This is a genomic window from Paenibacillus mucilaginosus 3016 (assembly GCF_000250655.1).
Classification (GTDB): Bacteria; Bacillota; Bacilli; order Paenibacillales; family NBRC-103111; genus Paenibacillus_G; species Paenibacillus_G mucilaginosus.
In genome coordinates this window covers 8,622,101-8,636,045 of record NC_016935.1, presented here as the reverse complement: position 1 = coordinate 8,636,045, position 13,945 = coordinate 8,622,101, and the positions used below count along the sequence as shown (strand labels likewise).

The window sequence follows — 13,945 nt, the reverse complement described above, 5'->3', positions numbered from 1 at the left end:
CTTACAGGACCTCCAGGAAAAGGGTACTTGCTGCTTCAAGCGCCTTCAGCGCTTCGGGAATGCGCCAGGCGGCACGGTCCCTCGGACCGACCGCATTGGAGATGGCGCGGACCTCCATCACGGGAAGTCCGTACTGCGCGGCGGCGGTGGCCACGCCGAAGCCTTCCATGGCCTCGGCGGCAGCACCGGGCACCCGCACGGCAAGCGCTTCGGCTGTGGCGGCGGAGCCGGTCACCGTCGAGACGGTGAGCACCGGCCCGCTTGCGCCCGGCAGCCCGGCGGCGGCGAGCGCCTCCGCGAAGCGGGCCGTCCTCGCGCTGTCGACCGCCAGCCGGGAGCTGCCGAAGCCGAGCTCGTCCACGCTGCGGAAGCCCTCCGGTGTCTCCGCGCCGAGGTCGGCGGCCACGATGGCCGTGGCGGCGACGATCGAGCCGACGGCCGCCCGGCCGGGGAAGCCCCCGCCGATGCCGGCGCTGACGACGAGGCGGTAGTTCCCGGCCGCAAGGGCTGCGGCCGTACCGGCGGCAGCGGCGGCCGGGCCCACCCCTGCGGCGATGACCTCGAAGCGAGCGGAGCGGCCGAGACCGCGGAGCACGGCCTCCCGCTCGGCGTCGACGGCGGTGATGATAAGCACACGCCCATCCTGCCCGGCAGAATGGACGCCGCTGGTTGAAGAATTCATATGTAAGCGCTCCTTTGCAGGAAGGGAATACGTAGCGACAAGGTCAAGGATACGCCCTTTTTCGGGACGGGTCAACCGGAGCGGAGAGCAGGCGAAGGGGGAGCAGAAGAGAAAGGAGAATGCACATGCCGCACGATATCCGGTTTTACCGGGATCCGGCCCTGCCGCAACTCGAATGCAAGGTTTGTGCTGCAGGCGAAATGCCGGCCAAAAAGCATTTTCACGAAGAATATTCCCTCGGCATCGTGGAGGACGGAGCCAGCCGGGTCTGGTGCGACGGCCGGGAGCTGGACATGAAGGCGGGCAGACTGATCTGGATCCCGCCCTATGTGCCGCATGCCTGCAGCCCCTTGGAGGCGTCCGGGTGGCGGTACAAAATGCTCTTCATCCATGCAGAATGGATGGAGGGGCTGGGAGAAGAACTGCGGCTCAGCGGCCCGTCTCTCGTCATGGACCGGAAGAGCACGCGGAGAAGCCGCGGGCTGATGAACCGCGTGGCCGAGTGTCTCGCCGGGCGGAGGTCCCCGCTGGAGACCGAGACCCGGCTGCTGCAGCTGGCCGGCGGCCTGCTGAACCCGAACGCCGAGGTCGAAGCCTATGCGGCGGGTACGGCCGGCGAGCGCCGTAAGCTTGCGCGGGTGCAGGAGTATCTGCACGCCCATGCTCTGGAAGGGGTGACGCTGGAGCGGCTGGAAGCCGTATCGGGGCTCAGCCGGTTCCGGCTCGTACACCGGTTTACCGGTGCCTTCCGGATTCCGCCCCATGCTTACCAGACGATGCTGCGCCTGCACTACGCCAAGCGGGAGCTCGCCAAGCGCCGTAGCATTGCCGAGGTGGCGGCCGAGGCGGGCTTCTACGACCAGAGCCACTTTACCAAAAGCTTCAAGAGCTACACGGGTGTTACCCCGCTGGCCTATACCGATGCACTCCGGTAACGTCCGGCAGCAGTTTCGTCAATCCCTCTCATCGCCTCTGAATGGCCTGCAGCAAGTTTTTACAATACCCCGCGCCTGCCTGCCTTGTACAATGGGTCAGGAGTAAAGAATGCGGGGGGATGGGCATGCAGCAAATGAGACATAGACCGGGCGGAACAGGATGGATCAGGCGATGGGGCGGAGGGCAGCCTGCCGCTCATGCCGCCATGGCCGCCGCGGTGGCTTTGTGGGGCGTGTCGTTCCTCGTGATCAAGGTAACGGTGAGCGAGGTGCCGCCGGTCACGATGGCTGCCATCCGGTTCCTGATGGCTTCCCTGCTGCTGAGCGTGCTGCTGCGCAGAATGGAACCGGGCGCTAAGGTGGAACGCCCTGACCGGCGTCGGATGGCCCTCGCCGGACTGCTGGGGATTACGGTCTATTTTTACTGCGAGAACAAAGGGATGACGCTCACAACCGCCTCGAACGCGGCCTTGATAACAGCCATCATTCCCATACTTGCGACGGGTCTCGACCTGGCGCTCAACCGCACGAGGCTGTCGCCGGTCCGAAGCGCCGGTCTGCTGCTTGCCGCCGCGGGGACCTTCCTGGCGCTGACGGCGGGCGGGCAGCTCGCTTCCGCTCCCGGACATCTGCTCGGGAACCTGTTCATTGCCTGCGCCATGACGGCATGGGTGTTCTACACGCTCGTGAACAAAGCACTGGGCTCCCGGTACTCGGGTCTGCTCATGACAGCAAGCCAGACCCGGTGGGGCACGCTCTTCCTGCTTCCGGCGGCCCTTGCCGAATACCGGCAGTGGGGGATGTTTTCGGCCGGTGCGTGGGTCAACATGGCCTTCCTTGCGGTATGCTGTTCCGCAGGCTGTTATTTCCTGTACCTGTACGCACTGCAGCGGCTGGATGTAACGGTAACGACCATGTACCTCAATCTGGTGCCCGTGGTTGGAGTGGTCTGCGGCTGGCTGGCGCTGGGGGAGACGGTTCATCCCGTCCAGCTGGCGGGCGGGGTGCTGATTCTGGCTGCGATCGGGGTCGTGCAGCGCAGCGGGAGAGAGCCGGCGGCCGGTGAAGAGGCGGGAAGCGGGCAGGGCCGACCGCATACGGGATAACAGGAGCGCCCTTTCCGTCTCCCGGTGCTTCGATAACGGAGCGGCGTCCGGGAGCAGTTCAGACGATCTCCAGTCTTTCAGTTATTCATCCGTTCTCAACAACACGAAGGAGTCCACTAGGGCTCCTTTTTTTCAAAATATAACCACCATAGCTAGGACGGCTATGCTAAATACATACAATAAATGTATACATTAGGATAATTATCAAAAACAAAGGAAGGCGTTATATTGATTATGCGGCCGCTAAGAAATAACAAATTTGGGAGGTACTTATATATGAACAAGGTAAAATCGAAATGGAAAACGGCATTACTGTCCTTAACTGTTGCGGGGGCAGCCCTGCTCGCCGTCGCGCCCGGCTCTTCGGCGCTCGCCCAGCGCAATGAAGATGTAGAAGGAGGCGGCGGAGGCGGAGGTGGCGGATATACTCCTCCGCGGACAACATCCACGACCACAACCCAGACCCTAAGCGATATTCCTGCTTTATATCAGGAGGCTTCCTGGCAAAGCTCGAACGGGGGACGCTACATGAATACCCGCGCCACCCTGCAGCGCTCCGGCCCGCTGGCGGGTCAATTGGATGCTATAACGCGCACCAAGAACAGCGTGAAACTGACCGGCTTTACCGGCGGTGTATTCATTCTGCTGAAGAACAGCGACGGGGCCGTCATCGGTGCTACCGAGCAGAAGAAATTCGGTGTCGACGGCACTTGGATCGGCCGGTATGACCGCACGGACTACTGGTCCGCGTATTTCCCCGCCGATGTTGCGGGAGCAACGGCCTCCATGGAAATTATCCAGCAGCATGCCGCTAAGGATCTCGACGACCAATTGGCTTACTGGCATGATACCGTGTGCAGAAACACCAAGCTCTATGGCTTAACTCTGCCGATCGGCTGCACACAGTAAAAGATGCTGCCAAAGGAATACAAAAAGGAGCCCTCACCAGGCTCTTTTTTGCTGTTATAGGGTAAAGTCGAGCCCGCCTGTTATCTCGAGAATACGCCTTAGAGAAAAACAGAAATAGAGCCGGTTCCAGGCTTCAGACGAAGCGGAACCGGCTCTTGGCATGAAGGTGGAGCCTGACCGGGGAGTCGATGCGGGGATTCGGGGAGAGGAGACATGCGGGGGACACCGGCCTGGGGGAAGGGCGTTCCGGGAGGGAGCGGGCCGGGTGCGGAGGGTTTCCTGTCTGTTGTGTTCTCTAAGCAGTATCTTACACGAAGGCCGGCAGCATTTCAGTTACATATACCACAAACTTTATATTTTGGTGAAACGTCCTTCCCCGCCCACCCCAGCGGGGTCTTTGGAGACAGCGGCGCTTTGCGCAGGATTTGGAGTTGAGTGCTCTTATGCTGTACATTTAAAAGAAAGAGGAGTTCACGGATCACCGGAGGAGGAGCACCCTTGAGAGAAAAGACGTTACCATGGCTGATGGCGGTCTCTGCGCTGGCGGCAGCCGCTTGTCTGGCCGGCCTGGCCTGGACCTTGTATGACTATTTCCGTGAAGTGCCCCCTGTCACGCTGACGAAGCCCCCTGAAGCGGTGCAGGAGGTGCCGGCCGCTCCCGCGGAGGATGACGGCAAGTTCCGCGTGCTTGCGCTGGGCGATTCCCTTACCCGGGGGTACGGCGATCCGGAGGGCAAAGGGTACGCCGGCTATTTGGCGGACGCCCTGAAAGGGAAGGCGAAGGAAGAGGTGGTCCTCGAGAACCTGGGCGTCAACGGCCAGACTTCGCCGCAGCTTGCGGAGATGCTCGGGCAGGCGGCTGTACAGGGCCAGGTGAAGGCGGCCGACATCATTCTGGTCAGCATCGGCGGCAATGACCTGTTCCGGGGCGGCGAGACGCTGGCGACGCTGGATCTTGCGGCGGTGGCGAAGATTCAGGAGGAGTACACGAAGCAGCTGCAGGGGATCCTCGGCCGGCTGCGGGAGCTGAACCCGCAGGCGAATCTGTTCCTTATCGGACTCTATAATCCGTTCATCGAGCTGAAGGATGCGAACGTGACGAGCAAGATCGTACGGGATTGGAATTATCAGGCGGCGGAGACGGCGGCCGCCTATCCGAAGACGGTGCTCGTGCCGACCTTCGACCTGTTCCAGCTCAAAGTCAGCGATTATCTGTATACGGACCAGTTCCACCCGAACGTGCAGGGGTACAAGCTCATTGCCGAACGGGCTGCGGCACTGGTGACCTGGTAAAGGGGGCGGAGGAGATGAGTGAGATTACGCTGGCGGTGCGCGGCCTCCGCAAGGTGATCGGCGGCCGGGAGATTATCCGCGGCATCGACCTCGAGCTGCGGCGGGGCGAAGTGTTCGGCTTCCTCGGGCCGAACGGGGCGGGCAAGACGACGACCATCCGCATGCTCGTTGGACTGATCCGGCCCACAGCCGGCACGATCGAGGTGTGCGGCTATGATGTGGACAAGCAGTTCCCGCAGGCCATGAGCAACCTTGGCTGCATTGTGGAGAATCCGGAGCTTTACGGCTATCTTAGCGGGTGGAGCAACCTGCAGTATTTTGCCCGGATGATGGATGGGGTCGATGAGGCTCGAATCCGCGAGGTGGTCGAGCTCGTGGGGCTCAGCGCCCGGATTCACGACAAGGTGAAGACGTATTCGCTCGGCATGCGGCAGCGGGTCGGTATCGCACAGGCGCTGCTGGGTCGTCCCAAGGTGCTCATTCTGGATGAGCCGACCAACGGGCTTGATCCGTCGGGCATCCGCGAGATGCGGGAGTTCATCCGCTTCCTGGCCGAGAAGGAAGGACTGACCGTCTTCGTCTCAAGCCATCTGCTCGGCGAGATCCAGCAGCTGTGCGACCGGGTGGCGATCATCTCGAAGGGCGAGGTGGTCCGGGTGGATGCGGTCCACACCCTGCTGTCCCGGCAGGAGCGGGTGCTGTGGAAGCTCTCTTCGCCCGAGAAGGGCCGGCAGGTGCTTGAAGGGCTGACTCCGGACGTCGAGCGGCAGGAGGAGTATGTCGTGACCCCGTATCAGGAAGGGGAGATCGGCCGGTGGAACCGGGCGCTGGTGGAAGCGGGCGTGGACGTCCTGGAGATGAACCGGAAGCTGCCGTCGCTCGAAGACTTGTTCCTGGAACTGACAGGAGGGCAGAGCATTGATTAATCTGGTTTATAACGAAATGCTGAAGCTCACCGGCAAACGGAAGCTGCTCGTGGTCACGCTGATCATCGCGGTGCTCATCTCCCTCTTCACTTATGCGCAGTACCGGCAGGGGATGGAGAACCTGAAGCGGTTCGGCAATGTGGACTGGCGGACGGCCGTGCAGCAGCAGATCTCGAACTGGGAAAACCGGCTGAATTCCGGCCGGGTGCCGGAAGCCTCCCGCGCGGAGCTGCAGATCCGCATCGCCCAGCAGCAGTATTATCTCGACGCCGATGTGAATCCGGCACTGCCGGGCGCCCCGACGTTCGTCCGCAACTTCGTGGAGAACGCGACGACGCTGCTGCTTCCGCTGATGATGATGGTGATCGCCTCGGATATCGTATCCTCGGAGCACAGCGCGGGCACCGTGAAGGTGCTGCTGACCCGTCCGGTGAGGCGCTGGCGCATCCTCCTCAGCAAATATCTGGCGCTGACCCTGGCCGTCTCCTTCATCATCCTGATGTTCGGGCTGCTCTCGGCGCTGATCTCCGGGGCCGTCTTCGGCTTCCAGGGCTGGGGGGCGCCGGTGCTGACCGGCTTCTCCGCCAGCGGGGGAGAGCTCGATGCCTCCCGGGTGCATTCGCTGCCGCAGTGGCAGTACATCGCGATGGAGATGGGGCTGGCCTGGTTCGTGTCGCTCGTGGTGGCGACGCTCTCGTTCATGCTGTCGGTGCTCATCCGCAGCACCGCCGCCGGCATGGGCATCATGCTGGCCTGCCTGATTGCCGGCGTCATCCTGAAGGAAATGGTGGCCTCCTGGGAGTCGGCCAAATATCTCTTCATGGTCAATCTGGAGCTGATCGATTATCTGGAGGATGCGGCACCGCCGATCGAGGGGATGTCGCTCGGTTTCTCGCTCCTTGTGCTGCTGGCGTGGGGAGCGGCGGGGCTGCTGGTATCGTTCGTATCCTTCACCCGCAGGGACGTTTACTAGATCGGATGCCTGCCCGATCGAGAGAGGAGCTTGCGCCGTGCTGCTGACGAGCCGACTGGAACAATACAGGGAGGCGATTCTCTCGCTTCCGGGGGACCGCCCGCTGACACGGGAGGAGCTGCTGACGGGTACCTTCCGGCTTCACCGGGAGGGACGGGTGGAGGTGTATTACGCGCCGCACGGCGAGTATGTGAATCCTGCCGCCCGGCTTGTCATCATCGGCATCACGCCGGGCTGGACCCAGATGGAGCTCGCCTTCCGCACGGCCCGCCGGCTGCTTGGCGAAGGCGTCCCCCTGGAGGAGACGGCCCGGCTGGTGAAGCGGGAAGCCCGGTTCGCTGGGGGGATGCGGCGGAACCTGGAAGACATGCTGGAGGGGCTCGGGCTGCCGCGCCTGCTCGGTGTTCCGGATGCCGGAGCCTTGTTCGGCGGCGGTGGTGGCGAAGGCGAGGCGCTGCTGCACACGACCTCTATGCTGCGTGACCCGGTCTTCGCCGGCGGCCGCAACTACACGGGCCACAACCCGGCGCTGCCGGCCTCGCCGTTCCTGCTGGAGGCGGCGCGGGCCTCGCTCGCCCATGAACTGCCGCTGCTCCGGCGTCCGCTGATCGTGCCGCTCGGCAAAATCGTAGAAGCCGTCCTCCGGCACATGGCGGAGGACGGCTTCTTGGACAGCGGTCAGGTGCTGTGGGGCTTCCCCCACCCGTCGGGAGCCAACGGCCACCGGCATGCGCAGTTCGCCGGGAACCGGGAACCGATGCAGGCAGCGGCCGAGGTCTTCTTCGGCGGCGGCTGACCCGCTCCGGGGAGGCTTACTCCGAAGGGGGCTGCTGCCGCCGCTTGTTCTCGTAATGCCGGGCGGCATACCATAGGCTTGCCGTGAACAGCGTGATGAGCAGGAGCACGGAGCCGAAGCGCCAGTCGCCGCGAAGGACGATCTGCAGAAGCGTGAGGCCGGCGCCGATCTGGGTCCACATCAGGCAGCGCTTGCGCAGCGGCTCCAGGTCGGCGCTCGAGCGGCCGATCGCCCGGACCAGCATGGCTCCGAGGAGCAGAAGGACAACGGCGACGATGAGCAGGCCCATAGCGTCACCGGAAGAAAACGTATTCAAGGCTGTAACCTACCTTCCATGATGATCGAATTCGTGATGAGCCCGAAGGCTTGGGTTCTTGCTTGCATTGTATCCCATAGGGGAGCAGGAAGGCAACCGGATGCGGGTGCAGCTCTGCCCGGGCGGAAGGAAGAGGAACAGCCGGAGGGAAGGGGAGAATCGGAAGATGGGATATACGCAGCAGGACCTGACCGCCCAGCTTAGAGCGATGGGCATTGATCCCGGGGGAACGGTGCTTATGCACTCTTCCATGAAGAAGATCGGCGATGTGGAGGGCGGGGCCGACACCGTGCTGGATGCCTTATCCGGCTACATGAAGGACGGACTCCTTGTGCTTCCCACGCATACCTGGTCATATATCAACGCGCAGAATCCGCGGTTTCACGTAGCAGCATCGCCCACCTGTGTGGGCATCCTGACGGAACTCTTCCGTCAGCGTCCGGGGGTGGTCCGCTCCTGGCATCCGACCCATTCGGTAGCCGCGCTGGGCCGGGACGCCGCGGCATTCACGGCGGGGGATGAACGGTTCGATACGCCGTGCGCCCGCGGCTCCGCCTGGGGCCGGCTGCTCGACCGGGAAGCGGTGATTCTGCTGGTCGGCGTCGATTTCCGGCGGAACACCTACATCCATGGGATTGAGGAATGGGTGGACATTCCCGGCCGGATGACAGACGATCATGAGGCGCTGTTCACCGTACTGCCGGACGGGACGGAGATTCCCGTTCCATCCCGGCGCCACTGCGGCTTAAGCTGGTCCCAGCATTTCTGGAAGGTGGAGGAGGCGCTGGAACGCAGAGGTGCCTGGTACCGGGGGCAGCTGGGTGATGCGCTGGTGTATGTGTGCAGCGCTGTCCGGTTGTACGAAGAATTGAAGGCCATGCTGGAGAAGGACCCGGACCTGTTCTCGGACAACGAGCCGCTTGCCCCGGGAGCCTGGGACTGACGGATATATGAGGGAAGACCCTGTCGGAGAGACAGGGTCTTTTTTGCTGCGCCCTCTTCCACATAGTGGATAATAAACAAACCGCTGTACGAAGCCGATATACTCCGTATAGGTGATGTATGTCACACTCACATCATGATCAACCCAGACGAAGGAGAAAACGCAGCATGAGGAAATTCCAGATGGAGCTTGGCATCAAGGCCAAATTGATCCTGTTCATCACCCTTCTGATTGTAGTGGGCAGCGGGGTTATGGGCACATATGCGGTCACGCATGCGAAGAAAGAAATTTTGGCCGCGGCCCGGACCAAGCTCCAGGGCGACCTGAAGAGCGGCAGGCTTCTGCTCGACAAAGTGTATCCGGGACCGTGGTCCGTACGGGAGGGCAAGCTCTATAAGGGCGAGACGCTCATAGACGGCAATTACGGGCTTATTGATGAATTCGGTGCCGATACGGGCGATACCGTCACGATATTCCTCGGGGATACCCGGGTGGCCACGAACGTGAAGAAAGCGGACGGTTCCCGGGCCGTGGGGACGCAGGTGTCGGATGTCGTTGCCGAAGTCACGCTCCGCAAGGGGGAGCTGTATCTCGGCGAGGCCAACGTAGTCGGCCAGATCTACCAGGCGGCCTATGAGCCGATCAAGAATGAGAAGGGCGAGATCATCGGGATTTGGTATGTGGGCGTAGCGAATAAGCCTTATGAAGATGCGATTGCCGCTTTCCGGGGCCGGATGCAGTTCTACGGCGTCCTTCAGGTGGCGATTGCCGCGCTTGTGATCTGGTTCTTTGTGGCGCGCAGCACCCGCCCGCTCGTCGCTATCACGAAGGCAGCCGAAGAAGTGTCGCGGGGCAATCTGCGGATCGAAGTGCAGGAAGTGCGTTCACGCGACGAAATCGGCCGGTTATCGGCTGCCGTGCGGGGCATGCTTGGCTCTCTGCAGCGGATGATCGGGGATATCAACGAGCACGTCTATCTCTCGGCGGATCAGGTGGCCGTGTCCTCGGAGAGCATGGCCAAGGGGCTCGAAGACATGACACGGGCCTACAATGAAGTCATCGAGCGCAACCGCAGCGTGACACGCGATGCGACAAGCGGCCATGCTTCGGTAAGGGAGTCCTCCGAGGTCCTGCAGGAGCTCTCCGCCTTGATCCAGACGGCTCACGGCAAGGCGTCGGAGGCCCATCGGGATTCGAAGGAAACGCAGGCGATTGCGGAGAAGGGGAAGGAAACCGTGCAGCATACGGTCGAATGCATGTCTTCCATTGAGGCCCGTTCGGCCGAAACCGAATCGCATATACTGGAGCTGCATGAATACTCCGCAAGAATCGCATCCATCGCTTCCTCCATCACGGAAATTGCCAATTCGACGAATCTGCTGGCATTGAACGCTTCGATCGAGGCGGCCCGTGCGGGAGAAGCGGGCCGGGGGTTCGCGGTGGTCGCGGGCGAGGTCCGGAAGCTGGCCGAGCAGTCCAACCGCGAGGCGGCGGAAGCGGGAGAGCTCATCAAGAAAATCACGGCCAGCATTGAGCTTGCCGTACGCTCCAATGAGCAGGGCCGCGCTGAAGTGGCCAAAGGCAGTGCATCGGCCGAAGCGGCCGGCCGGGCGCTCGAGCAGATTCTCGCCGCGTTGAGCGGTACCGTGAAGAACATCACGGGCATTACGGATGTGACGGCGGAAGAGGTCGCCGGCTCTGAGAAGATCATCGGGCTGATCTCGGGTGTAGACCAGACTATCGAGAGCACGCTGCGCAGTTCGGAGACTGTGCTGGAGATCGCGGAAGGAATCTCCCGGGAGATCGAGCAGCTTGCCGCCGGCTCGGAAGAATTGACGGCCATGGCTTCGGATCTCAAATCAACCTTAGGTAAAATAAGCGTCTAAGAGGAGAGCCTTTGGGCTCTCTTTTTGCTTTGAATAATTGGTATTGAAAAGAAATTGCGAAGAATGTCTTGACAAAACCGGAATAAGAGGAGTACCTTAATGCATATAAATTAATAAATACCGATTAGTTAAGTCGGAATAAAAGGGGTGCTCCATCGTGCAAAACAATCTCTTTACGGCATTCCAGACGAACTGGATTTCGCTTCTCGTCTCGCTTGTTATTATCGGATTCCTATACTTCCTCGCACGCAAGCGCGTAGGCTTCGGTACACGTGTCCTGCTCGCCCTTGGCCTGGGGCTGGCGGCCGGGATTGCCTTCAACACGCTCAAGCTGGACTACAAGAGCGTCTCGACGATCGGAACGATCTATGTCAACCTGATCAAGATGCTCGTCATGCCGCTGGTCGTCGTTCTTGTTATTCACAGCATCACGTCGCTGTCGAGCCTTGGTCAGCTGCGCAAGATCGGCGTGAAGACGATCTCCTGGTTCCTGCTTACGACCGGTATTGCCGCAGCGATCGGCCTGGCCGTCGCTCTGGCGGTCGATCCGGGCGCCGGGATTCAGCAGGCTGTGCCGAAGGACTTCAAGGCACGCGAAATTCCGACCTTCTCCCAGGTGATCATCGATCTCGTTCCGTCGAACCCGATCAATGATATGGCCACAGGCAAGGTCGTGCCGGTGCTGATCTTCGCGATCTTCGTGGCCGTCGCCATCATCCATGTCGGCTCGAAGAAGCCGGAAGCCGTTCAGCCGGTGAAGCAGGTCGTAGCCTCGCTCGCCGATATTCTGCACCAGGTGGTCAAGTACGTGATCCGTCTGACGCCGTACGGGGTGTACGCGCTAGTCGGCTCCATGGCCGCCCGTTACGGCCTCGATACGCTGGCTCCGCTGGCGAAGATTATCATCGCCTCTTACATCGCCCTCATCCTGCATTTTGTGTTTGTCTTCGGCGGTCTGGTCGGTCTGGTGGCCAAGGTCAATCCGCTGAAGTTCTTCCGCAAGGCCTATCCTACGGCGGCCGTCGCCTTCACGACCCGCAGCAGCTATGCCACGCTGCCGGTGAACCTGGAGGTCATTACGAAGCGCCTGCGCGTATCGGACCGGATCGCCTCCTTCGTGGCCCCGCTCGGCGCCACGATGAACTTCAACGGGTGCGGCGGCGTCTGGCCTGCCGTGGTGGCGGTGTTCGTCGCGAAGGTCTATAATATCCCGCTCGGCCCTTCGGAATATATCGTGCTGATCCTCGTTGCGGTCATCTCCTCCATCGGGGTGGCCGGGGTACCGGGACCGGCAACGATCTCCACCACCGTTGTCCTGACGGCGCTCGGGCTGCCGCTGGAGGGCATGGGGCTGGTGATCGCGGTGGAATCCGTCATCGATATGGGCCGCACGGCGGTCAATGCGACGGGAACCACCGTAACCTCCCTGCTGGTAGCGAACGCCGAAGGCGAATTCGACCGCGAGTCCTTCAACCGCGGTGAAGAAGATCCGCTCGAGACGGCTACAGCTTAATCCGAATGTATCAGAATCGAGAGAGCAGGGTACTTGCCCTGCTCTTTTGTATTATGCCCGTGCTGTTCCCGGGAGCCGCTATCCCCCGACAAAATCCCCGCCGTTCACATGCATGGTCTCCCCCGTCACGTAACGGGAATCGTCGCAGGCCAGGTACACATAGGCGGGGGCGAGCTCGAACGGCTGGGCGGCCCGCTTCATCGGTGTATCCGTACCGAAGACGGCGAGCCGCTCCGGCGGGAAGGTCGCGGGGATGAACGGGGTCCAGACGGGGCCGGGGGCTACAGCATTGACACGGATTCCGCGGGCCACCAGGTTCTGGGACAGGGCGCGCGTGAACCCGATGACCGCCGCTTTGGTGGTGGAATAATCGAGCAGTAATTTTTCGCCGCGGTATGCTGTGATGGAGGCTGTATTGATGATCGAACTTCCTTCTCTGAGGTAAGGAAGGGCGGCCTGCGTCATGAAAAAGAACGAGTAGATGTTCGTGCGGAAGGTCTGCTCCAGCTGCTCTTCGGTGATGTCGGTCAGCTGCTCCTGCGGATACTGCACCGCGATATTGTTCACGAGCACATCCAGCCGGCCGAAGGCCTGCACGGTTTTCTCCACGACGGCAGTGCAGGCTGCTTTGACCCGCAGGTCGGCAGGAAGCGCAAGACAGCGCCGCCCCAGCTGCTCGATGCGCTTCTTCGTCTCCATCGCGTCGGGATGCTCGCTTAGGTAGGCGATGACCACGTCGGCCCCCTCCTTGGCGAAAGCGATCGCCGCGGCCCGGCCGATCCCGCTGTCGCCTCCTGTGATCAGGGTGACCCGGTTCTCGAGCTTCCGGCTCCCGGAGTACGCCGGATTCTCATAGATCGGCCTCGGCGTCATGAGATATTCAAGCCCCGGCTGCTCCTCCTGCTTCTGCGGGGGAAAGGCGACGGGCTTTTGTTCACATTCGGTATGGGTGCTGTAATAGGGATACACGGGATAGGTGCTCATGGGAACCTCCAAAGATAAGGGTAACTGCCTATGACTCAGGGTATTCTTCTCTGGGCGCAAGGGTGCGGGATTGGAGGGGGGCGGATCAAACCCGCGGTGGATTCCCGAACCCATTTTCAGCAAAAATTAAGGTTTCCTTCAGACTCGTTTCAGGTTCGGGTATTACAATACGGGAAGGAAAAGTTGGGGTTGACTTTTCCTGCCATTTATCACTACAATGTGTAGTGAAAGGTGTGTATCCTATGCGTACAGGAAAATCGGGTTATCATCAGCGAGGGCTCGAGCGCTTCTTCGGACCGCTTGAGGCGAAGATTATGGAAATCCTGTGGGCCCATCCCCACCAGTCCATCAAGGATGTGCAGATCCGCCTGGAGAAAGAGAAGGACCTGAATTACAACACGGTCATGACCGTCATGAACCGCCTGCTGGAGAAAGGGATTCTGACCAAGACGATGGAAGGGCGCACCTCGATGTATTCTCCGGTGCAGTCCAAGGCGCATTTTCTCGAGAGCCAATCAAAGGAAATATCGCACAGCCTCGTCGAGGATTTCGGTCCCCTGGTTGTCAACCATATGCTGGATGCACTGGATGAGGCTGATCCGCAGCTGCTCGCCAAGCTGGAGCAGAAAATCAAACAACTCAAAGAGGGGAAATAAGCGATGTGGGAACGGAGATCGAGGATT

Annotated in this window: 14 protein-coding genes; 11 read left to right on the top strand and 3 right to left on the bottom strand. The window is 61.2% G+C overall.

Annotated elements, in window-relative coordinates:
* Position 1: 1 nt before the first annotated feature.
* Positions 2–682, bottom strand: a complete 681-nt coding sequence (locus tag PM3016_RS36185; RefSeq protein WP_014372732.1) for a futalosine hydrolase — start codon at positions 680–682, stop codon at positions 2–4.
* 125 nt (positions 683–807) lie between these two features.
* Here PM3016_RS36185 and PM3016_RS36180 point away from each other — a divergent pair, with 125 nt between their 5' ends.
* From PM3016_RS36180 to PM3016_RS36150, 7 genes are all read left to right on the top strand, one after another.
* Entirely contained in the window at positions 808–1,617 is an 810-nt protein-coding gene (locus PM3016_RS36180; RefSeq protein ID WP_014372731.1) for an AraC family transcriptional regulator, read from the top strand.
* Between the two features lie 125 nt (positions 1,618–1,742).
* Positions 1,743–2,723, top strand: coding sequence for a DMT family transporter (locus PM3016_RS36175; RefSeq protein ID WP_014372730.1), 981 nt, complete (start codon positions 1,743–1,745; stop codon positions 2,721–2,723).
* A gap of 276 nt (positions 2,724–2,999) precedes the next feature.
* On the top strand, positions 3,000–3,632 hold the full coding sequence (locus PM3016_RS36170; protein ID WP_014372729.1) for a hypothetical protein: 633 nt from the start codon (positions 3,000–3,002) through the stop codon (positions 3,630–3,632).
* A 498-nt stretch (positions 3,633–4,130) separates the two neighbouring features.
* Positions 4,131–4,925 carry an SGNH/GDSL hydrolase family protein gene (locus PM3016_RS36165; protein WP_014372728.1) on the top strand — a complete coding sequence of 265 codons (795 nt, stop codon included), beginning with the start codon at positions 4,131–4,133 and terminating at the stop codon, positions 4,923–4,925.
* Positions 4,926–4,939: 14 nt separating this feature from the next.
* Positions 4,940–5,851, top strand: coding sequence for an ABC transporter ATP-binding protein (locus PM3016_RS36160; protein ID WP_014372727.1), 912 nt, complete (start codon positions 4,940–4,942; stop codon positions 5,849–5,851).
* Complete coding sequence (locus PM3016_RS36155; protein ID WP_013921491.1) at positions 5,844–6,824, top strand: ABC transporter permease; 981 nt, start codon at positions 5,844–5,846, stop codon at positions 6,822–6,824. The genes PM3016_RS36160 and PM3016_RS36155 overlap by 8 nt, the downstream gene beginning before the upstream one ends.
* A 37-nt stretch (positions 6,825–6,861) precedes the next feature.
* Complete coding sequence (locus PM3016_RS36150) at positions 6,862–7,620, top strand: uracil-DNA glycosylase family protein (protein ID WP_014372726.1); 759 nt, start codon at positions 6,862–6,864, stop codon at positions 7,618–7,620.
* A 16-nt stretch (positions 7,621–7,636) separates the two neighbouring features.
* On the opposite strand, the gene PM3016_RS36145 is transcribed toward PM3016_RS36150, so the two are convergent.
* Positions 7,637–7,936 (bottom strand): hypothetical protein, encoded by a 300-nt coding sequence (locus PM3016_RS36145; RefSeq protein ID WP_014372725.1) that lies wholly within the window; start codon positions 7,934–7,936, stop codon positions 7,637–7,639.
* A 166-nt stretch (positions 7,937–8,102) separates the two neighbouring features.
* Here PM3016_RS36145 and PM3016_RS36140 point away from each other — a divergent pair, with 166 nt between their 5' ends.
* The 3 genes from PM3016_RS36140 (at position 8,103) to PM3016_RS36130 (ending at position 12,278) form a co-directional block, all read left to right on the top strand.
* Entirely contained in the window at positions 8,103–8,879 is a 777-nt protein-coding gene (locus tag PM3016_RS36140; protein ID WP_014372724.1) for an AAC(3) family N-acetyltransferase, read from the top strand.
* A 167-nt stretch (positions 8,880–9,046) separates the two neighbouring features.
* Positions 9,047–10,765, top strand: a complete 1,719-nt coding sequence (locus tag PM3016_RS36135) for a methyl-accepting chemotaxis protein (RefSeq protein ID WP_014372723.1) — start codon at positions 9,047–9,049, stop codon at positions 10,763–10,765.
* 157 nt (positions 10,766–10,922) lie between these two features.
* Entirely contained in the window at positions 10,923–12,278 is a 1,356-nt protein-coding gene (locus tag PM3016_RS36130; protein ID WP_013921486.1) for a dicarboxylate/amino acid:cation symporter, read from the top strand.
* A gap of 78 nt (positions 12,279–12,356) precedes the next feature.
* On the opposite strand, the gene PM3016_RS36125 is transcribed toward PM3016_RS36130, so the two are convergent.
* A complete protein-coding gene (locus PM3016_RS36125) occupies positions 12,357–13,262 on the bottom strand; it encodes an SDR family oxidoreductase (RefSeq protein WP_014372722.1) in 906 nt (301 codons plus the stop codon).
* Between the two features lie 242 nt (positions 13,263–13,504).
* On the opposite strand from PM3016_RS36125, the gene PM3016_RS36120 reads away from it, so the two are divergent.
* Positions 13,505–13,918 carry a BlaI/MecI/CopY family transcriptional regulator gene (locus tag PM3016_RS36120; protein ID WP_014372721.1) on the top strand — a complete coding sequence of 138 codons (414 nt, stop codon included), beginning with the start codon at positions 13,505–13,507 and terminating at the stop codon, positions 13,916–13,918.
* Positions 13,919–13,945 lie beyond the last annotated feature (27 nt).

What these genes read in the sequence shown, in the direction of transcription:
- PM3016_RS36185 (WP_014372732.1), bottom strand. Translation starts at nt 682, where the DNA reads ATGAATTCTTCAACCAGCGGCGTCCATTCTGCCGGGCAGGATGGGCGT.
- PM3016_RS36180 (WP_014372731.1), top strand. Translation starts at nt 808, where the DNA reads ATGCCGCACGATATCCGGTTTTACCGGGATCCGGCCCTGCCGCAACTC.
- PM3016_RS36175 (WP_014372730.1), top strand. Translation starts at nt 1,743, where the DNA reads ATGCAGCAAATGAGACATAGACCGGGCGGAACAGGATGGATCAGGCGA.
- PM3016_RS36170 (WP_014372729.1), top strand. Translation starts at nt 3,000, where the DNA reads ATGAACAAGGTAAAATCGAAATGGAAAACGGCATTACTGTCCTTAACT.
- PM3016_RS36160 (WP_014372727.1), top strand. Translation starts at nt 4,940, where the DNA reads ATGAGTGAGATTACGCTGGCGGTGCGCGGCCTCCGCAAGGTGATCGGC.
- PM3016_RS36140 (WP_014372724.1), top strand. Translation starts at nt 8,103, where the DNA reads ATGGGATATACGCAGCAGGACCTGACCGCCCAGCTTAGAGCGATGGGC.
- PM3016_RS36135 (WP_014372723.1), top strand. Translation starts at nt 9,047, where the DNA reads ATGAGGAAATTCCAGATGGAGCTTGGCATCAAGGCCAAATTGATCCTG.
- PM3016_RS36125 (WP_014372722.1), bottom strand. Translation starts at nt 13,262, where the DNA reads ATGAGCACCTATCCCGTGTATCCCTATTACAGCACCCATACCGAATGT.
- PM3016_RS36120 (WP_014372721.1), top strand. Translation starts at nt 13,505, where the DNA reads ATGCGTACAGGAAAATCGGGTTATCATCAGCGAGGGCTCGAGCGCTTC.